Genomic DNA, 19,686 nt, shown 5'->3' on the forward strand with positions numbered 1-19,686 from the left:
CGCTGACGGTGGAGCAGATCAGCGAGGTGGCCCTGCGCACCTTCAGTGGCGTGTTCGACGCGCGGGTCGGCCTGGCCCTGCCGGACCTGGCGGGCAGCGTGCACGGCGTCGGCAGCGGGGCTTTTGCCCTGGATGAAAGCATTGCGCAATGGGCCTATGACCATGACCAGCCCGCGGGCCAGGGCACCGACACCCTGGCCGCGGCCAAGGGCCGCTACCTGCCGCTCAAGGCCCCGATGCGGGTGCGCGGCGTGTTGGTCCTGGAGCTGGCCGAGGCCGAGCGCCTGGCCGATCCCCAGGAGCAGGGCTTGCTGGAGGCCTGCATGAGCCAGTTGGCCATCGCCCTGGAGCGGGTGCATTACGTCGAGGTGGCGCAGAGCACCCTGGTGCAGATGGAAGGCGAACGCATGCGCAACACCTTGCTCGCCGCCATCTCCCACGACTTGCGCACCCCGCTGACCACCATCATCGGCGCGGCGGACGCTGCGGCCCCCCACGCACCACCGGGCCCGTTGCAGGACCTGCTGGGCGGCATCCACGAACAGGCCAGCTCCATGCAGCGCCTGATCGAAAACCTGCTGGACATGGCGCGCATGCAAGAGGGCGGGGTGCGCCTGAATCGCCAGTGGCATTCCCTGGAGGAAATCGTCGGCAGCGCCCTGCGCCAACTGCGCGAGCCCCTGGCCCGGCATGTGGTGCGCACAGCCATGGACCCCGAGTTGCCGCTGGTGGAGGTCGACGCCTTGTTGCTCGAACGGGTGCTGGTCAACCTGCTGGATAACGCCGCCAAGTACACGCCCGCCGGCACCCTGATTCAGATCAAGGCCCGGGAGGAGCAGCACAGTATCGTCCTGCAGGTCAGCGATGCCGGGCCGGGCTGCCCCGAGGGCAGCTCGCTGCACAGCCTGTTCGAACCCTTCACCCGGGGTCGGCAGGAATCTTCGGTGGCCGGTATCGGCCTGGGGCTGGCCTTGAGCCGGCGCATTATCGAAGCCCACGGCGGCCGCATCGAGGCCCAGCCTCACGCCGGCCCGGGCATCAGTTTCATCATCACCTTACCCGCGGGGCAGCCGCCCTCCATGGAATCCCTATGACCAGTGCGCGCATCCTTATCGTCGAAGACGAGGCCAATATTCGCCGTTTTGTCGGCATCGCCTTGCAGGATGAGGGCTTTCAAGTGTTCGAGGCCGACAGCGTGAAACGCGCGCTGATCCACGCAGCCAGCCGCCAGCCGGACCTGGTGATCGTCGACCTGGGCCTGCCGGACGGTGATGGCAAACAGCTGATCACCGAACTGCGGGGCTGGCTGGCGGTGCCGATCCTGGTGTTGTCGGCCCGAGACCGCGAGGACGAGAAAGTGGCGGCGCTGGATGCCGGCGCCGACGATTACCTGGTCAAACCCTTCGGTGTGCCGGAGCTGCTGGCGCGTATCCGCGCCCAACTGCGGCGCCATGTGCAAGCCAGTACCACCGCCGCCACCAGCAAGGTGGCCTTCGGAAGCATCGAGGTCGACCTGGCCACCCACGAGGTGCGCCGCGAGGGCGCGCCGGTGCACCTGACGCCCATTGAATACCGCTTGCTCTGCGCCCTGATTCGCGGCCAGAGCCGGGTCCTGACCCACCGCCAATTGCTCCTGGAAGTGTGGGGCCTGGACTACGTGGAGCGCTTTCACTACCTGCGCGTGCACATGGCCCACCTGCGCCAGAAACTCGAAGCCGATCCGGCCCAGCCGGCGCACTTCATTACCGAGTTGCAGGTGGGGTATCGGTTGATGGGGCTGTAGCGGTCAATCGCGGGCCCCTGTGCGCAAGGTGCAGGGGACGGCGTGCCAGGGGCGGTCAGCCAATACCGTTGCTGCCTGGGGTTCATCAAGGGGCTGGAGCTTAATGGCTGACGGGTTTCAGTGGACCTCTCCACTGGCGCAGCGAGTTCTATAAGAAGTGGGTGCGATCGACAGGTTGCTGCGGTATTACTGGCCGATGACTTGAACCGCAACTTGGCTCGGCAGGCACTTATGGTGGGCTGAATAGAATTAAGAATTTTCTTATTTTCTTGAGGGAATGCGACGCGTACGATCAAAAAAGTTTCGCAAGATGACCTCATGTAACGTGAAAACTCTAACAGTAATACTCTTTTGTTCGAGTGCCTCAAGATCCAGTTCGTTAGTGTTTAAGTTAGAGGCTGCTGGCGTCGAACGCATCCATGTTGTCGGTGGTGTCGACGCCGTAGCGCTGCCTCCGGCGCAAGAGAAAATAGATCTGGTGGTGTGCGATTCTTTTAAAACCCTGAACGAGTTTGGGGTGTTCAAGGCGTTGTGCGAACGGGTGTCTTTTTTTTCGATCGTCATATCTGAAGCGTTAGCGGGAGGGCTGAAGTGGGGCGTTCAAAGTTTGCAGGTCAAGTCAAACAAATATAATGCCGGCTTTTATGCGTTGACTGAAAGTGGCGCAGGGTTTGACAGTCTGGTTAGAAAGGCACTGGCGGTTAAGAAGATAGTCATTGATCATTGTGGCTCCAGCAGGCGTCTGGCGGAGCAGGGTGATCGGCTTTATGAGTCGCCGTTGTCCGAAGATATAACTAACCAGGCACTCAAGGCCAAGCAAATACAGCCTTACTTTCAACCGCGGCTCTGCATGAGTACGGAGACTATAGTCGGTGTGCAAGTAGTGGCGCAGTGGCTGCACCCGGAGTATGGCGCGACAGTGTTGGAAGCGTTTGGCGGGTTGTTTACTTCACCCGTTCTGCAGAGCGAGGTTTTTAACTGCGTGTTGAACCCTGCTCTAAGGCTGCATAGGTACCTGGGCAGTATTGGCGAGCCGTTGACATTCTCCTATAGCCTTGATTGGCAGCTGTTGGGCACCAAGCAATTTGGCGAAGAGCTGGTTAAAGTCATCAAGGCCGCGGGTGTGCCGCTCAACCACGTGTTTCTTGATGTGGCTTGGACACCAACCAATCCCATGAGCCTGGACTGCATTGAAAACATCACCGTGCTGGTGAGTGCTGGAATATGCCTGTGCCTGTGTCGATATGATGTCCGGTGTTCGTTGATCAAGATCCTGGCGGACATTCCGTTCACCCAGATAAAGATCTGTTCGAGCTTGTTGAAGCCGTCGTTCTCCATTAATAACGATCAGATTATTAAAGGCGTGTCATTGCTGGCCAAGTCTGTCAGCGCCAAGGTGGTCATCGACGGAGTCGAGACGCAGAACTCGCTCCCGTACTTGAAAGAATTGGGCGTCGATTTGGCCCAGGGGGATTTTTTCTATTCGCCCAAGCCTGCAGCTGAATTACTTGCGCTCATGTTGGAGCGTAGGTCCATAAAGACACTTAAGCCAAGCTTATAACTGCTTCTGGCTGTCCTTATCGATGTGGTCTTTCCGGTCTGCGACTGCCGTTTCAGACAAGGAATGAGCATTCACTCCAATTAACTAAGCGCCAGCCTTGATTGTGCGGGAATGCGCTGTCGCGAAACGCGCCCCGGAAAGCTCCGATTGTTGGGTCATTGTTTATCTTTTCATCAGTTCCAATGAGATGTTTATGAAATATAACCTCCAGTACTTCCCACGCACCCGCAACGGTTCTGCGATACGCCTGACTTTTTTAGTTGTGGCATCTGTAGGTTCCGCCGTCACCCCTATATCATCTGCTGTTGCTGCAGACATCACATATACCGGGAACTCATCTGATCTGAGGGCGGATCCAACGGGAGATACATCGACCCCGAACAACAGCCTGGTGCCCAGTGATGTATCGAATAACACCGTTACTGTCGGTGATCCTGATGCTGCAACTCGGGAAGTTTGGGGTTCGAGTGGCAGTGCCCTTGTCGCGCCCTATGTAATTTATGGAGGTGTGGATGTCGGCGCGGATGGCGGCACTCACGCAGTCGATATTTCTGGCAATAAGGTGACGGTGAGTAATGTCCAGTACAGCTGGGACGGGCAAACAGCATTCAATGGCAAGGACTTGCAATACGGCAGCGGTGGCGGTGTTGGCGGTATGGGCGGCGCCAGTGTTTATGGCGGGTTGAGTGTGGGTGGCTCCGGCGGTTCGGGTTCGGTTCGTGTCGGTGGGAACGGCGGTTCGGTTTACAACAACTCCCTAACGCTGAGGCAGGTGCTGTTAGAGGGGGCCGCCGGCGGTACTGGCGGTTCCAGCGGCAGCGGAAACGGCGCAGGCGGCGTTGGCGGCATGGGTGGCGGCAGCATTTATGGCGGGTTGAGTATCGGTGGCGCCGGCGGAGGCATGAAGGGTGATGGCGGTAGTGGGGGCGATGTTTACAACAACTCGGTGACCTTGACCGATGTCGTGCTGACAGGTTCAAAAGGTGGCGACGGTGGTACAGCCGTTCAAAGCTCTACCTCGGGCGGTGTTGGCGGTATGGGTGGCGGCAGTGTGTATGGCGGCCTGAGCATTGGTGGCGCTGCGGGTTTGTTCGATTTCCTGGACCTGTCCGGCGGCAGTGGCGGTGCGGCAGGAAAGGTCACCAACAACCAGTTGCTCCTCACGAATGTGACGCTGACGGGGGCAGCAGGCGGCAGTGGCGGCAGTGGTAGCAGTGCTGACGGCATGGCGGGCATGAACGGCGGCAGTGTCTATGGCGGCTTGAGTGTCGGCGGCACCGGTGCGGATGCTGGCGGCAACGGTGGTCAAGTCACTGACAACAGCATCGTCCTCTCAGGCACGTCATCCCTCTCTGGTGATATCTACGGTGGCTACAGCAGCGGCGGCGCTGCGGATACCGATAGCGGTGGCCTCGCCGGTCTGGGCGGGAACGCCAATAACAATAGCGTGACGCTGCAAGGCCCTGACTTGACGATCGCCGGCTCGGTTTATGGCGGCTATAGCGTTGACGGCGATGGCACGGTGCAAAACAGCAGGGCCTTTACTGGCAACACCCTTAATCTCAATGGCTACAGGGGCTCGCTGGCCGGCATCTACAACTTTGAAACCTATAACTGGGTCTTGCCCAAGGACGTGGTCAACCAGGACACCCTGGTCAAGATCACGGGCACCGACAAGGTCCAGCTTGATAACACCCGGCACACGATTGCCATGGAAAACGATGGCAATCGCCTTAATGCGGGTGACGTTGTGACCCTTATCGATAAGGCTGAAGGCACTCCAACGCTGACCACCCAGCAGGTCAGGCAGGGGCATTTCATCCTTTACGATGCCAGCCTGAAGACCCGCAATGACGGCCTCGTTTTGAGCATTGACGGCAAGCAGGACGCTACGCCTGCCGGGCGAATCAACCCGACTTCAAAAGCCTTCCTGGAAGGTCGCGCAGCGTCCCTTGCTTTCACCAATCAAGGGGCGGATTTGATCAGTGATTACGCAATCAGTGCCGCTGATTCAAGTGTTAAACGAGCCCGGCAGGACGGGATCAACCTGACGCCATTCGTGCTGCTCAATGGTGGTTCCAGCCGTTACAACACGGGCTCTCATGTTGATGTACGGGGGGTCAACCTGCTCTTCGGCGTGGCCACCGGCCTTGAGCTCAAAGACCAGAGCGCGATGACCCTGGGTGTCTTTGCTGAGCGGGGTGATGGTGATTACGACAGCTACAACCGCTTCTCTGACTACGGCTCTGTCCATGGCACCGGCAATGTGCGTTACACCGGTGGTGGTGCGTTGTTCCATATGGACGTCGCCGGCACTGCGCTGAACAAAACGCCCTCATCGAGTACCCGTGGGCATGCGGGGCTGTACCTCGATGGATCGGTACGTACGGGTAATGCTGACCTGAGCTTTGACAGCCATGACCTGACAGATGCCGAGGGGGTTCGTGGCACCTACAACAAAAAGTCCAGGTACTACGGTGCTCATGGTGCAGTGGGGTATGTGCTGAATCTGGATCAACAGCAGTCGCTGGATGTGTACAGCCGCTACACCTGGACCCGGCTGGAGGCGGACAAGGTCAGCATCGGTAAAGACACCCTGAGTTTCAATACCTCGGACAGCTCCCGTCTGCGCCTGGGTAGCCGTTACAGCTACGCCTACACACCGAGAATCAAACCTTATATGGGGGCCGCCTATGAGCATGAGTTCAAAGGTGATGTGTCAGGCAGTGCCTACGACCTTTCAATCGAGAAACCCGGGCTCGGCGGTAGCACAGGGATCGTTGAGCTGGGTGTAACCATGAACCCACTGGCCAGCGCCGAGGCCCTGAGTATCGATGTGGGTGTGCAAGGTTACGTCGGTGAGCGTGAGGGCGGGGCGGGCACCCTTAAAGCCAGTTACGCGTTCTGATACGGCTGAAGGTCGTGCGCCCTGTAGGCGGGATGTTTTAGTTTCATCATCACCTTACCCGCGGGGCAGCCGCCCGCCATGGAATCCCTATGACCCGTCCGCGGTGTGGAGGAGGGCAGAGTGGCTAAGGACAGTCAGCCAACACCGTCCTTTGCCGCGGGCATCAAGCGTCTAGAAACTGAAAAACTGATCTCTGCCCCGTTGTTTAGCCCTATAAAGCGCTTTGTCGGCTTGTGCCACTAAGGCACTGGACGGCTGCAGCGGGCCGAAGGTCTGAACCGAAAAGCCGATGCTGATGGTCAAATAGCCCGAGGTGGACGCGCAGTGCGGTATTTTCAGATCCCGTACACGTTGGCACAGCGATTCGACATACAACTTGGCCTGGTCGTGCGTCATGCCGTTGGAGAGGATCACAAACTCTTCGCCGCCATAGCGGGCTGCAAAGTCAGAGCCGCGCTGGAAGGTATGACTCAAACTGTCCGCGATGCGTATCAACGCCTTGTCGCCCGCGGGATGCCCATAAAGATCGTTGAAGGATTTGAAGTGATCGACATCGATCATGGCCAGTGTCAACGCGTCGCCGTTGCGGCAGGCAATTTTGCATTGGATTTCCAACTGCGTATCAAAGAAACGGCGGTTGTAAATGCCGGTCAGCCCATCTTTTATCGAGAGCTGTTCGAAGTGCATTTTCATTTGTTCGAGTGACTGATGTTCATCGCGTAACTGTTGCTGGATCAGGACACGAGAGGTGACGTCTTTTTGAATGCCAATAAAGTTAGTGACCGCCCCCGTGTCATCGTGGATCGGCGAGATGCTCAGTTCATTCCAGAACATGGCGCCGTCCTTACGGTAGTTGCGCAAGGTCACCAGGCAGTATTCACCCTGGCTGATGGCATTGTGAACAATCTCCAGTTCGGGTTGTTCTCGGTCGTTGCCTTGCAGGTAGCGACAGTTAATGTTGGTTATTTCTTCGGCTGAGTAGCCGGTCATACGCTCAAAGGCCGGGTTTACAAAGATCAATGGATTGTCATTCAGGCTGTTGTCGGAAATGGTAATGCCATCTCTTGAGTCCATGACTGCCTGTTTAAGAATTTCAATATTCATGTGAAATTCGCTGTTTTCAAGGAGGATCGAATCCGTTTCGGATCCAATGGGACTGGGTTTTTTGCAGTGTAGTTGCTGTCGGAGCGCACGGTTTTTTTTGGCGCTTTCAGCGCAGCAGATGCACCGCCAATCCGACGAGTGCGCAGGCCATCAGCACCTGAATGATTCCCCGCTTGAACCGGAACAAGGCAATCGCCGCTGCAATCGCGATCAGCACCGACGGCCAATCGAGGCTGCCGCTCAATCCCTGTGGCCAAAGCACGTGATAACCGAAGAAGCACGCCAGATTGAGAATCACCCCGACCACGGCTGCGGTAATGGCGGTGAGGGGGGCGGTGAACGTGAGTTCGTTGTGGGTTGATTCAACCAACGGTCCGCCGGCGAGGATGAACAGAAAAGAGGGCAGGAAGGTGAACCAGGTCACCAGGGTGGCGGCGACGGCGCCAGCCAGAAACACATGCTCGCTACCGAACACTTGCGTGACATAGGCCCCGATGAAGCCGACGAAGGCCACGACCATGATCAGCGGCCCGGGTGTCGTCTCGCCCAATGCCAGGCCATCGATCATGTGTGCCGGTGTCAGCCAGCCGTAGTGAACGACCGCACCCTGGTAGACATACGGAAGCACCGCGTAAGCCCCGCCAAACGTCAGCAAGGCCGCTTTGGTGAAGAACCAGCCCATTTGGGTCAGGGTGCCTTCCCAGCCAAAGAGTGCGGTCAGAATGCCCATCGGCACGGCCCAGAGGGTGGCGCCAATCAGCCCCAGCGATGCCAGTTTCATCCAGCTGAACCGGGCATGCTCCGGGGGCGGAGTGTCGTCATCGATCAAGGCTGGCCCGAAGGATCTTTTGTTCGTGGCATGGCCACCTGTTCTGAACTTCTCCGGCGCCAGGCGTCCGCCGACATAGCCGATCAGTGCGGCGCCGGCAACGATCAGCGGGAATGGAACATTGAACGCGAAGAGGGCGGTGAACGAGGCCGCGGCTATTGCCCAGAGCCAGGTGTTTTTCAAGGCCCGAGAGCCGATCCGCTGGGCGGCCTGGACGACGATCGCGGTCACGGCAGGCTTGATGCCATAGAACAACCCGGCCATCACCGGGACTTCACCCAAGGCGATGTACATCCACGACAACGCGATCAGGATGAACAATGAGGGCAGCACGAACAGCACGCCCGCGATGACCCCGCCCCAGGTCCGATGCATCAGCCAGCCGATGTAGGTTGCCAACTGCTGCGCCTCCGGCCCGGGGAGCAACATGCAGTAGTTGAGGGCATGCAGAAAACGTCGCTCGGAGATCCAGCGTCGCCGCTCCACCAACTCCTGGTACAGGGTGGAAATCTGCCCCGCGGGCCCGCCGAAACTGATGAACCCGAGCCGCAACCAAAACCCGAAGGCCTCGCGAAGGCTGACGGCTTGCGGCGTCGACGGTGGGTGCTCAGCGGCGGGGGCCAAAACCTTGCTCATCGGGTTGCTCCTGTTCTGCGCGTACACACACACACATTCGGTGAGCACAGCGTCGAACATGGCGCCGGCTGCCACTACGCGGTGGTGGTCAAAGCCTGAATTAAGTCAGTGACATTTCGAGGGTTGCGCGCAGCCCCGCGGGTTGGATGTTTTCCAGCCTGATTTGTCCGCCGAGGCGAACGGCAATGGCTTGCACAATGGTCAGCCCCAGCCCTGCGCCCTGGTCATTGCCACGGCTGTAGAACCGCTCGAAGAGCCGTTCTCTTTGCGACTCGTCGATGCCGGGCCCCTGGTCCTCCACCGACAGCTCGATATGCTGCGCCTGGCGCTTGAGGCGTACGGTGATCACCCCGTGCTCGGGGGAGAAATTCGCGGCGTTGGTCACCAGGTTGTTCAGGGCGATGTTGATGGTTGCCGCTTCGACCCGGGCCGGGCATGCCTCGTCATCGGCTTCGAACACCAATTCCAGCCCCTTGTTGAGCAGCCAGGGCGTCATTTGCACCAGGCTTTCGCGAATGGTGCCCAGCAGATCGATGGACGGCAGCTCCTTGGCCACGGACTGGGGCTCAAGGCGGGCCATGGTCAGCAGTTGGTTGACCAGGCGGCTGGTGCGGTCTACCCCATTGATCAGGTGCATGAGCGATTCGCGACGCTCTTGCTCGGTCCCGGCCTCCAACAGGTTTTGTGCATGAACCCTGAGTACTGCCAGGGGGGTGCGCATCTCATGAGCCGCATCGGCAATGAACCGTCGTTCACGTCCCAGCACCTGCTGGATTTGCGCCAGCATTCGGTTCAAGGCCGCCTGCATCGGTTCCAGTTCGCTGGGCAAGGGCTGGAGTTGCAACGGCTCCAATGAGCCGGAGTGCCGTGCGCGCAAGATCGCCGCCATGTTCGCCAGGGGCTTGAGCCCCCAACCGATGGCCAGCCAGACCATGGCTGCCAGAATCAGGCTGCCCAGCACGTTGGGCCAGAGGGTATGGCGCACGATGCGCTCCACCAGGTCGGAACGCACGTCGCCCCGTTCGCCGACCCAGATTCGCAGGTTGTTGGCTGAGTCTTCGAGGATAAAGGCGCGCCATTGACGGTTGTTAAGGTCCAGCACATCACTGAAGCCGGGGGCCGTCGGCGGGGTGCTGAAGGCGGGGGCACTGGCGGTATGCACCAGCACTTCACCCTGGTTGTTCCAGACCTGGAAGGCGATCTTGCTTTCGTAAGGGTGCCCGTCGACCCTGGGCATCGCGTCGCCCAGGGCCTTGTTGAACGCCTGGTACAGCTCCCCGCGTTCCTTGCTGGCCAGGGGCATGTGCATCACCCCCAGCAGCAGGCGTGCGTTCTGTGCCAGTTGGGCGTCATACACCTCGGCAATTTCATGGTTGCTGTCATGCAGGTTGAACAGGCTGAGAATCAGCAGGCCGGTGAGTAGCAGGCCAATGATCAAGGTCAGGGTACGGCGCCGGATCGAACTCATCGGCGCTCCTCCACCAGATAGCCGACCCCACGGATGGTGCGGATCAGGTCGCTGCTGAATTTTTTACGCAGGTGGTGGATGTGCACCTCCAGGGTGTTGCTTTCGGCTTCTTCGTTCCAGCCGTAGAGCAGTTGCATCAGGCGCTCACGGGTCATGACCCGTCCCGGTGGCGACAGCAACTCATAGAGCAGTTGGTATTCCTTGGGGGTCAGGGCCACGGCCTCGCCCTGGTAGGAGACCAGCTGGGTGCTGGGGTCCAGGCTGATGCCGGCGTGTTCAATCAACACCCGGGCGCGCCCGGCGCTGCGCCGCAGCAGTGCCCGCAGCCGGGCTTTCAATTCATCGAGGTCAAAGGGTTTGATCAGGTAGTCATCGGCGCCGGCATCCAGCCCGGCGATCCGGTCTTCGGTGGCGTCGCGTGCGGTGAGGATCAGCACCGGCAGGGTCGAGCCGCTTTGACGCAGGCGGCGCAACACTTCAAGGCCGTCCAGGCGCGGCAAGCCGAGGTCGAGCACGGCCAGGTCAAAGGTTTCGCTGAGCAGCGAATGCAGCGCGCTGCTGCCGTCCTGCAACCAGTCGACGGTGTACCCCTCGCGACCCAGGGCTTGGTGAATACCCTCACCCAGGGCCACGTCATCTTCGATGAGTAATAAACGCACGCTGACTCCTGTCAGTTGAGTTTTTGATTGACGTCCAGCAGCAACGCCTCAATGTCCTTGCGCCGCCCGCTGTCGGCTATTTCCCTGCCGGGACGGGGCGCGGCGAGCAGGGCTTGTTGCAGCGCCTGCTTGGCCTCGGCGTAGCGTTTTTGACGGTAAAGATGATCCCCCCAGAAGTACAGGCTGTCGATCCCGTTGGGGTTGAGTTGCAAGGCCTGTTTCAGCAGGTGTTCTGCCGTGTCGGCATCGCCGAAACCAATGGGCCAGCCGGGTACGCGATCATACAAGGCCGCCAGGCTGGTGTACGCCGAGCCTTGCAGGGCGTTGGGGTCCAGGGCCAGGGCCTTTTCCAGGTCGACCTTGGCCTGTTTGGCCTTGCTCAGTGCCCCGAGCCCGCCTTGGGCACCGGCCCAACTGCTGGTGACAATACCCGACCAGATCCAGGCTTCGGCCAGCGACTGGCGCTCGCGGGTAAACGCCGAGGCCTGGCCCGCCAGCTGTTCAAAAGCGGCTGTGCGCTGTGCGGCCGGCAGTTGGTACTGGATCTGCGCCCAACGTTGCTGGATGCCGCTCAGGCGTTGCTGGTCGGCGTTGTCCAGGGCCCAGGTACTCTGGCTCAAGGCCCCCAGGAGCAGACAGGTGATCAGTTTTTTCATGGCTGGGGGTTCTCGTTGTCAGGCTTCTGGCTGAGGCGGCGAATCAACGGCAATTGCTTGCGCACGCCGCGGTCCACCAGGTTTGGCAGCAGGCTGTTGAGGCGCACGAAAAAACGCTCCGGCCAGCCCAGGTACAAATCCCGCCGGTCGCTGGCAATGGCGTGGATCACCGCATTGGCCACGGTCTGCGGGTCATCCACATTGACCTTGAGGGCGTCGTTCAAGGCCTGGGCCTCAGGGCTGTTCATGCTGGTGCGGGTGGCCCGTGGGGCGACATACAGCACGCTGACCCGGGTATCGGCCAGCTCGCGGCGCAAGGCTTCGGAGAACCCGCGCAGGGCGAATTTAGTGGCGCAGTAGCTGGCAAATCCGGCGTAGCCGATCGAGCCATAGGTGGAACCGACATTGACCACCATGGCGCTCTCGGCCTCCTTGAGCAGCGGCAGCAAGGTCTTGGTCAGGCAGATGGGCGCGCTGATGTTCACCGCCAGCATGGCGTTGATCTCGCTGTCATCGAGCTGTTCGAGCATGGCGAAGTGGTTGACCCCGGCGGCGTTGATCAGCAGGTTGATGCCGCCAATGGCCTGGGCCGCAACCAGCACCTTGCGCCGGTCGGCGAGAAACGTCAGGTCCGCGGCGACCCAGCACAGATGCTGCGGGTATAACTCCAGCAGATGGGCCAGGGGGGCACCGTGACGGGCCACGGCCAGCACCTTGGCACCCTGGGCACACAGGGCGCCCGCGATGGCCAGGCCGATGCCGCCGCTGGCGCCGGTCAGTACCACCCGCGCTTCAGATAGACGCATGCTGCTGCTCCTCGTCCCGTGGCAGGGCGCGGAACATGTCGGCATAAAGCCGGTACACCACCTTCGAGGCGTGAATCACCGCCGCCTGGTCCTGCGGGTCCTCCAGGGTGTTCATCAGCCGGCGATAGGTCTGCATGTGTTCGATGTCCAGCGAGCCATGGGAGCTGAGGTAGCTGAAGGCGCTTTCCGGCAGGGCCAGGCGCTCGCGAATACTGCCGGCGGCGTGGGTGGCCAGGGCAATGCTGGTGCCTTCCAGCACATTGACCATGCCGAACAGACCCACCGGGTTGCCCCGGGCGATCAGGTCGTAGAGGAAGCTGACCATCAGTTCGATGGGCAGTGAGGGCGTGCCGTCACGTACCGCATCCTGGTCGCCACCGCAGGCGGCAATGTCATTGAGAACCCACTGCTCGTGGCCGTATTCGTCCTCGATGTATTCGCAGACGGCTTTGCGCAGCCATTCCAGGCGTGAGGGCAGGCGCGCGCCGCAGGCCATCATCAGGGGCACCGTATGGCGCACGTGGTAGTAAGCCTGTGCGAGGAAGGCGCGGTAGCTTTCCAGGCTGACCCGGCCCTGTAGGGCATCGGTGATGATCGGCAGGTTGAACAGCGCCTGGCGCTCGGCCTGGGTGGCCTCTTGCAGGGTGTCGAAAAAACTCATGATGGGGCTTCCTCGGAGGACATGAAGGTGTCGAGCTGTGTTCGGTAGCGCTCGGCGATGGCGTCGCGGCGCGGCCGACCGTTGGCGGTCAGCAGGCTGTTGGCGGTGGTAAAGGGTTGATCCAGGCGGCTCCAGTGGTGCACCCGGGCGTACTCGGGCAGGGCCTGGTTGGCCTGGGCGACGGCGGCGGCCAGTTCCTCGTCGCTGCAATCGGGATGACGGGGCCAGAGCAGGGCGTGGTTCTGCGGCAGCGCTTCGCCATGCACAAAGGCCTGGGCAATATGGCTGCGTTGGGTCAATTCGGCCTCGACCCATTCGGGGTTGACGTTGCGCCCGTAGCTGGTGACGAACTGATGCTTCTTGCGGCCCTTGAGGTAGAGAAAACCGTCGGCATCGAACTCGCCGAGATCGCCACTGGGCCACCAGGGATCGCGGCGCGGCACGTCCCCCAGATACCCCAGCAGCGCGCTGCTCTTGATCATGACTTCGCCGTCTTCGGCCGGGCGGATCTGAACGTGGGGCAGGGGTTTGCCGACACTGCCGGGGCGTGCGGCCTGGGGCCGGTTGAGGCTGACCACCGAGGCGCATTCCGACAAGCCATACCCTTCATAGATCGGCATGCCCAGGCGTTGCGCGCGCTCCAGCAAGCCGAGGCTGACCCGGGCCCCGCCCACCGCAGCGAAACGCAAGCTGCGCGGGTCAAAGGCGTGTTGCTCGGCGGCGCTGACCAGGAGCAACAGCAACTGCGGCACCAGGATCAGGCTGTGGGGCTTGCGGGTGGCCAGGCAGCCCAGCAGGCGCGGCACATCGACCCCGCTGGCGCCCTGGATGCCCAGGCTTTTCTGGCTGGGCAGGCTCACGGTGGCGCCGGCGTAGAGCGCGGCATAACAGCCGAGGTTTTCCAGCAGAATGGCCACCGGCAGCAGGGTCAAATGATGCTGCGCGAAGCTGGGGCGGCTGGCGTGCTCCAGCTCGCGTGCCACTTGCAGCAGGCTGTCGGCACTCAGGCAAACGCCCTTGGGTGTGCCGGTGGTGCCTGAGGTGAACGTGAGTTTTGCGGTGCCCGCGGGCAGTGGGCTTGGAGCGCTGAACGAGCGTCGCCAGATCGTGCCGCTCTTGAGGTAGCCGGCGCTTTGCAGTTCTTCGTCCAGCGGCGACTCGGCGATCACCCATTGCGCCTGGCTTTGTTCCAGGCAATGGCGGCGTTGTGCGGGGCTGAAGAAGGTCGGCAGGGTCAGGCAGGTCAGCCCTTCGAACAGAATGGCCAGGTCCCACAGCAGGGCTTCGGCGCCATTGTCCAGGGCCAGGGCGACCACACTGACCGACTCTTCGCGCAGGCATTCCTGGCGATACAGCACTTCGGCATACAGCGTGGCGTAGTCGATCCGCAAGTGGTCGTCCCACAGGGCGATATCAAAGCCCCGGGTCTCGGCATGCTCGCGCAAGGTGTGTTGGAAGCGCTCCACTTCAAGCGACATGACTGGACTCCTCAAGGGCACAGGACAATCCGAGACGGGCGAACAGGCCCATGTTGCGCAGATGGATAAAGCCGGCGCGGATATTGCCGACGTGTACCCAGGGTTGGCTTTCGTAGTAACTGCCCCAGTGATGGCGGTCGTCCCCCAGGCGTTGCGGGTCGGCGGCACACAGGGTGACGGGCTTCAGGCCCAGGCGGTGGAAGCTGTTGACCAGGCCGATGTTGCCGGTGAAGGCCACCCACTCCAGTCCGCCCATGGCCAGCAGGTAGGTGATGGCGATGATGCTCAGGCGGGCGCTGCCGGTGTCACTGGCCGCCAGGTTGCCAACCTCGACAATGCCTTCGCGGTCGACCGGCTGATCGGCGGCGGCACTGATCAGTGGCGCGATCGACTCGTCCAGGTAACGTTCCAGGAACAGCGGCTCGTCACTGGCCACACGCACGCCGGCCACGGCACACAGCTGCCCGCGGTCATCGCTCAGGCCGAACAGCTGCGGCATGAAATGGCGGATATCGGCGCCATGGGCCTTGCGGAAACGTTGCTGGATAAAGGCTTCGAAGGCGGGACGCGAACCCTCGTCGGCCAAGGCTCGGGTCAGGGTCATCGGTGCGCTGTCGGCTTTGCCAAAACGCAGGGGCAGGGGGATGTTCCAGTTGAAATCGGGCATTGGCAGCGCGCCTCCCTAATTGAGTAAGGAGGAGTATCGGAGCGGTTTCTTAAGCGAATCTGAAGGTGGCCAAAACAGTTTTCGCGGGCATCTTCAGACTCCCTTAAGACTGGCCAGGCAGGGTGCGTGCGTAACATCGGTGTGAAGCCGAACTGCGGTTGCACGAACGATTGGGCAATCGCCCCTCATCCTGACGGAGCCTGTGATGACTAATGCTTCAGAAACACAGCGGTACACAACACTGTCGATGACCTTGCACTGGCTGATGCTGGCGCTGTTTGTCGGGGTTTACGGCTGCATCGAACTCAAGGGGCTGCTGCCGCGCGGGCATGCCCTGAAGGCGCCGTTGCTGGGCATGCACGCCGTGCTGGGGATCGCTATCTTCGCCCTGGTCTGGGTCCGTTTGCTGGGACGCCTGACGCCGCGCCCGTCGATCGAGCCGAAGCCACCGGCCTGGCAGAATGGGCTGGCGCGGGCAACCCACCTGGCCCTGTACCTGTTGATGATCGTGACCCCGGCCCTGGCCTGGCTGATGCTCAGCGCTGCCGGCAAACCGGTGCCGTACTTCGGCTTCATGCTGCCGTCGCCGCTGGCGGTGGACCCCGACCTGGCGAGGCAATTCAAGGAGTGGCATGAGCTGATCGGCAGCGCCGGCTACTGGCTGATCGCTCTGCATGCCGGCGCCGGCCTGTTCCATCATTACTGGGTACGTGACAACACCCTGGCGCGGATGCTGCCAAGGCGCTCGTAGGCGATATACAGCACACGCCAGGTCCGGGTGTTGGGCCTGGCGCTGATGCCGCCGCAGTGCCCACGCCCCGTCGCTGTCGGACAACCCGCCGTCTGTTGCGCAAATCCAGGGGGCCGGTGTCCAGCAGTGGAGCAGCAATGCCCATCACAACGCAGCCCCTTTGGGCTGCGTTTTTGTTTCTGCGAACCGCCCGGGCGGCGGTCAGATTTTTGCACGGCAACAAGAAAAAGGTTGAATAGTCACATCAAATGTTATTTAAATAACAAAAATAATAACGCTGTGGTGCTTGCCACGACGTGCACAAGGTAAAGATATCCATGAATAAGATCGCGGTCATCGGCAGCAACATGGTGGATTTGATTACCTATATCGACCGGATGCCCCAGCAGGGCGAGACCCTCGAGGCCCCGGGGTTCGCCATGGGCTGTGGCGGCAAGGGCGCGAATCAGGCGGTGGCGGCGGCCAAGCTTGGCAGCGGGGTGTTGATGGTGACCAAGCTGGGGGATGACATGTTCGCCGATAACACCCTGGCCAATTTTCAGCGCCATGCCATCGACTCGCGTTATGTCACGCGGGTGCCGGGCGTCTCCAGCGGCGTGGCGCCGATCTTCGTGCAGAGCGATTCCCATAACAGCATTCTGATTGTCAAAGGCGCCAACGCGCATTTGAAGCCGGCGGATATCGACGCCGCAGCAGCGGCGTTGCGTGAATGCAGGCTGATGGTGCTGCAGCTGGAAATCGACCTGGCGACCGTCTATTACGCCATCGACTTTGCCAAGCGCCACGGCATTCCAGTGTTGCTCAACCCGGCCCCCGCGGTCGCCGGGCTAAGCCGTGAGCACCTGGCGCAGCTAGACTTTTTCATCCCCAACGAAAGCGAACTGGCGCTGATCACCGGCAAGCCGGTCGATGGCCCCGAGAGTGCGCTGCGTGCCGCCCGGGAATTGGCCGCCCAGGGCATTCGCCACGTCATCGTCACCCTGGGCGAACAGGGCGCGTTGTATGTGGGCGAGGAGGGTGAGTTTCACGTGCCGGGGCGCAAGGTCGTGGCCCGGGATACCACCGGTGCCGGTGATGCCTTTATCGGCTGCTTTGCCCACTACTGGACCGAGCACGGCGACATGCGTGCCGCCATGACCCGGGCGGTGGCGTATTCCGCCTGCTCGGTCACCGCCCTTGGCACCCAGAGTTCCTACCCCGATGCGGCCAGGTTCGCCGAGTTTTTTGACGAGCGTTGATCCCCGCTCACGCAGTTGACCATACCCGCGTGGCGCTGATGCGCCCTGAATCCCACGGAGAATAACAATGACAAAAGTCCCGCTCCAACAGACCCCCGATGGCTTTTACCTCAACCGCACGCCCTGGTTCGCGTTCTTGCTGCTGTGCAGCATCTTCGCCTTGTGGGCGGCTGCGGCCAGCATGAATGACGTGTTGATCGCCCATTTCAAGAAAGCCTTCCTGCTCAGCGATTTCCAGACCGCCTTCGTGCAATCGGCGTTTTACCTGGGTTACTTTTTCGTGGCGATTCCGGCGGCCATGGTGGTGCGCCGCTTCGGCTACAAAAGCACGATCCTGGTCGGCCTGATGTTCTACATGGCGGGCTGCGCGCTGTTCTTTCCTGCGGCATCCACCGCCACCTACGGCATGTTCCTGATGGCGCTGTTTGTGATCGCGTGCGGGCTGTCGTTTCTCGAAACCGCCTGCAACACCTACTCGACCCTGATGGGCCCGCGTGAAACCGGCACCCGGCGCCTGAACATCTCGCAGACCTTCCACCCGTTCGGGGCCATGGCCGGGGTGTATGTCGGCAGCTTCGTGATGTTCAAGGACACCGACGCCACCCACGAACAGCTGACCCAGATGAGCGCCTCGGAGGCGGCCATCCAGCAGCTGGAAATGATCCAGTCGACCTTGCTGCCGTACAAATGGATGATCGCCGTGCTGGTGCTGATGTTCATCCTGATCGCCATCACCCGCTTCCCCGCGTGCCGCGGTAATGCCAGGTCGGACGTGAAAAAGCCCAGCCTCGGCCAGAGCCTGGCGCGCCTGTCGCGCAACCCGCGCTTTACCTTCGGGGTGCTGGCGCAGTTTCTGTATGTGGGGGCCCAGGTCGGGGTGTGGAGCTTCACCATTCGCCTGGCGATGCAAATGGGCGGGATGAACGAGCGCAGCGCGTCCTGGTTCCTGCTGACGACCTTTGCCGCTTATTTCGTGGGCAAGATGATCGCCAACCTGCTGATGCGCAAGCTGCACCCGGCCAAGGTCCTGGCGATCTACGGCGTGCTGACCATCGTCCTGCTGGCCTACACCATCCTGGTGCCGAATATCAGCGCGGTGTATGCGGCGGTGGCGGTGAGCATTTTCCTCGGGCCGTGCTGGCCGACCATCTATGGCCTGACGATCGAAGGGCTGGGTGAAGACACCAGCGTCGGCGGTTCGCTGCTGGTGATGAGCATTGTCGGCGGCGGGGTGATTCCGGTGTTCCAGGGCCTGCTATCAGACGCCACCCACGGCAATATGCAACTGGCCTACAGCGTGCCCCTGCTGTGCTTCGTGGTGATTGTCGCCTACGCCTATTCCTGCATGCGCCACAGTCGTGCCACGCAGCCTCGGGCCGGTGCGGTGGTGGCCTCATGAATGCCTTCACCCTGGCCTTGTCTCCCGAGCAGTTCAGCGGGGTGGAAAAGACCCTGCTGCAATCCGCCGACTTTCGCGTGCTGGCCTGGACCTACCCCAGTGGGGTCAAGGCCCTGGCGCTGGAGAACGCCCGTGGCCGGGTGGTGGCCCTGCCTTATCAGGGGCAGATGATCTGGTCCGCGACCTTCGATGGCTGCGACCTGACCATGCGCAATATGTTCAGCCAGCCCAGGCCCAGCCCGACGGTGATCGGCACCTACGGCTGCTTTATGTTCCACGCCGGCCTGCTGCGCAACGGTTGCCCGGCTCCCGAGGATGACCACCCGCTGCACGGCGAAATGCCTTGCGCGCCCATGGACGCGGCCTGGCTCGAAGTCGGCGAGGACGCTGCGGGCCTGTACCTGCGTCTGGGTGGCGACTACGAGTATGTGCAGGGCTTTGGCGACCATTACCGGGCCACCCCGACCCTGACCCTACGCGCCGGTTCGGGGCTGTTTGATATCGGCATGGCGGTCACCAACCTTGCGGGCAAGGCCATGGAATTGATGTACATGGCCCACATGAACTACGCCTACATTGCCGGGGGCAACCTGGTCGAGCCCCTGGCCGGAGCCCGGGTGCGGGTGCGCAGCAGCGTGCCGGCCCACGTCAAGCCGACCCCCGAGTGGTCGGCCTACATGGCGCAGCTGAGCCAGGATCCCGCGCGCCTGAGGACCCTGGACACGCCCGCGCTGCATGACCCGGAAATCGTCTGTTTCTTTGACTCGGTCCCGGCCGACACCGCGGGCAATGCGCATTTTCTGCTGGACCACCCGGCAGGCCCGGCGTTTTACACCCGCTACCGACCCGATCAGTTCGCCCATGCCACTCGCTGGATCCTGCACAACGCCGACCAGGGCGTGGCCGCCTTCGTCTTGCCGGCCACCTGCGAACCCGAGGGCTACCTGGCGGAACACGCCAAGGGCCATGTGCGCTCATTGGCCGGCGGGCAACGCGCAGTGTTCAACGTGACCACCGGCTACCTGTCGGCTGCAGAACGGCGCCGCCTGCGCGATGAGCTGGGCGGCTGATGTGTGGCGGCG

At 61.5% G+C, this 19,686-nt stretch carries 17 protein-coding genes; 8 read left to right on the forward strand and 9 right to left on the reverse strand.

Annotated elements, in window-relative coordinates; translation table 11 throughout:
• The 4 genes from CF161_RS08930 to CF161_RS08945 form a co-directional block, all read left to right on the forward strand.
• Positions 1-1,094 (forward strand): ATP-binding protein (locus CF161_RS08930; RefSeq protein ID WP_043228975.1); only part of this gene is annotated, 1,094 nt, incomplete at its 5' end.
• Positions 1,091-1,783: a response regulator gene (locus CF161_RS08935; RefSeq protein ID WP_020296250.1), complete on the forward strand. Its 693-nt coding sequence runs from the start codon at positions 1,091-1,093 to the stop codon at positions 1,781-1,783. The genes CF161_RS08930 and CF161_RS08935, both read left to right, overlap by 4 nt.
• Before the next feature lie 382 nt (positions 1,784-2,165).
• Positions 2,166-3,344, forward strand: a complete 1,179-nt coding sequence (locus CF161_RS08940; RefSeq protein WP_020296251.1) for an EAL domain-containing protein — start codon at positions 2,166-2,168, stop codon at positions 3,342-3,344.
• Between the two features lie 193 nt (positions 3,345-3,537).
• Entirely contained in the window at positions 3,538-6,252 is a 2,715-nt protein-coding gene (locus CF161_RS08945; protein ID WP_256206352.1) for an autotransporter outer membrane beta-barrel domain-containing protein, read from the forward strand.
• A gap of 171 nt (positions 6,253-6,423) precedes the next feature.
• Here CF161_RS08945 and CF161_RS08950 read toward each other — a convergent pair whose 3' ends face one another.
• The 9 genes from CF161_RS08950 to CF161_RS08990 all read right to left on the reverse strand — a co-directional run bounded on the left by CF161_RS08950 (position 6,424) and on the right by CF161_RS08990 (position 15,216).
• The gene (locus CF161_RS08950) at positions 6,424-7,356 is read right to left on the reverse strand and encodes a GGDEF domain-containing protein (protein WP_043228977.1); all 933 of its coding nucleotides are present in this window, start codon (positions 7,354-7,356) and stop codon (positions 6,424-6,426) included.
• Positions 7,357-7,462: 106 nt separating this feature from the next.
• The gene (gene chrA / locus CF161_RS08955) at positions 7,463-8,821 is read right to left on the reverse strand and encodes a chromate efflux transporter (protein WP_020296254.1); all 1,359 of its coding nucleotides are present in this window, start codon (positions 8,819-8,821) and stop codon (positions 7,463-7,465) included.
• A 100-nt stretch (positions 8,822-8,921) separates the two neighbouring features.
• Complete coding sequence (locus CF161_RS08960; RefSeq protein WP_020296255.1) at positions 8,922-10,289, reverse strand: ATP-binding protein; 1,368 nt, start codon at positions 10,287-10,289, stop codon at positions 8,922-8,924.
• Positions 10,286-10,948 carry a response regulator gene (locus CF161_RS08965; protein ID WP_020296256.1) on the reverse strand — a complete coding sequence of 221 codons (663 nt, stop codon included), beginning with the start codon at positions 10,946-10,948 and terminating at the stop codon, positions 10,286-10,288. Before CF161_RS08965 ends, CF161_RS08960 begins: the two co-directional genes overlap by 4 nt.
• Positions 10,949-10,959: 11 nt before the next feature.
• A complete protein-coding gene (locus CF161_RS08970; protein ID WP_020296257.1) occupies positions 10,960-11,604 on the reverse strand; it encodes a tetratricopeptide repeat protein in 645 nt (214 codons plus the stop codon).
• Positions 11,601-12,410, reverse strand: a complete 810-nt coding sequence (locus tag CF161_RS08975; RefSeq protein WP_020296258.1) for an SDR family oxidoreductase — start codon at positions 12,408-12,410, stop codon at positions 11,601-11,603. The genes CF161_RS08970 and CF161_RS08975 overlap by 4 nt, the downstream gene beginning before the upstream one ends.
• Entirely contained in the window at positions 12,397-13,071 is a 675-nt protein-coding gene (locus tag CF161_RS08980; RefSeq protein WP_020296259.1) for a TenA family transcriptional regulator, read from the reverse strand. The genes CF161_RS08975 and CF161_RS08980 overlap by 14 nt, the downstream gene beginning before the upstream one ends.
• Positions 13,068-14,549: an AMP-binding protein gene (locus CF161_RS08985; RefSeq protein ID WP_020296260.1), complete on the reverse strand. Its 1,482-nt coding sequence runs from the start codon at positions 14,547-14,549 to the stop codon at positions 13,068-13,070. Before CF161_RS08985 ends, CF161_RS08980 begins: the two co-directional genes overlap by 4 nt.
• Positions 14,539-15,216, reverse strand: a complete 678-nt coding sequence (locus CF161_RS08990; protein ID WP_020296261.1) for a thermostable hemolysin — start codon at positions 15,214-15,216, stop codon at positions 14,539-14,541. Before CF161_RS08990 ends, CF161_RS08985 begins: the two co-directional genes overlap by 11 nt.
• A 205-nt stretch (positions 15,217-15,421) precedes the next feature.
• Between CF161_RS08990 and CF161_RS08995 the strand changes: the two genes are divergently transcribed.
• From CF161_RS08995 to CF161_RS09010, 4 genes are all read left to right on the forward strand, one after another.
• Complete coding sequence (locus CF161_RS08995) at positions 15,422-15,967, forward strand: cytochrome b (RefSeq protein WP_043228980.1); 546 nt, start codon at positions 15,422-15,424, stop codon at positions 15,965-15,967.
• Positions 15,968-16,284: 317 nt separating this feature from the next.
• Positions 16,285-17,205 (forward strand): ribokinase, encoded by a 921-nt coding sequence (rbsK, locus tag CF161_RS09000; RefSeq protein ID WP_020296263.1) that lies wholly within the window; start codon positions 16,285-16,287, stop codon positions 17,203-17,205.
• Positions 17,206-17,272: 67 nt separating this feature from the next.
• Positions 17,273-18,604, forward strand: a complete 1,332-nt coding sequence (fucP, locus tag CF161_RS09005) for an L-fucose:H+ symporter permease (RefSeq protein WP_020296264.1) — start codon at positions 17,273-17,275, stop codon at positions 18,602-18,604.
• A complete protein-coding gene (locus CF161_RS09010; RefSeq protein ID WP_020296265.1) occupies positions 18,601-19,674 on the forward strand; it encodes an aldose 1-epimerase family protein in 1,074 nt (357 codons plus the stop codon). The genes fucP and CF161_RS09010 overlap by 4 nt, the downstream gene beginning before the upstream one ends.
• Positions 19,675-19,686 lie beyond the last annotated feature (12 nt).

The organism is Pseudomonas sp. CF161, assembly GCF_000416215.1.
Classification (GTDB): domain Bacteria; phylum Pseudomonadota; class Gammaproteobacteria; order Pseudomonadales; family Pseudomonadaceae; genus Aquipseudomonas.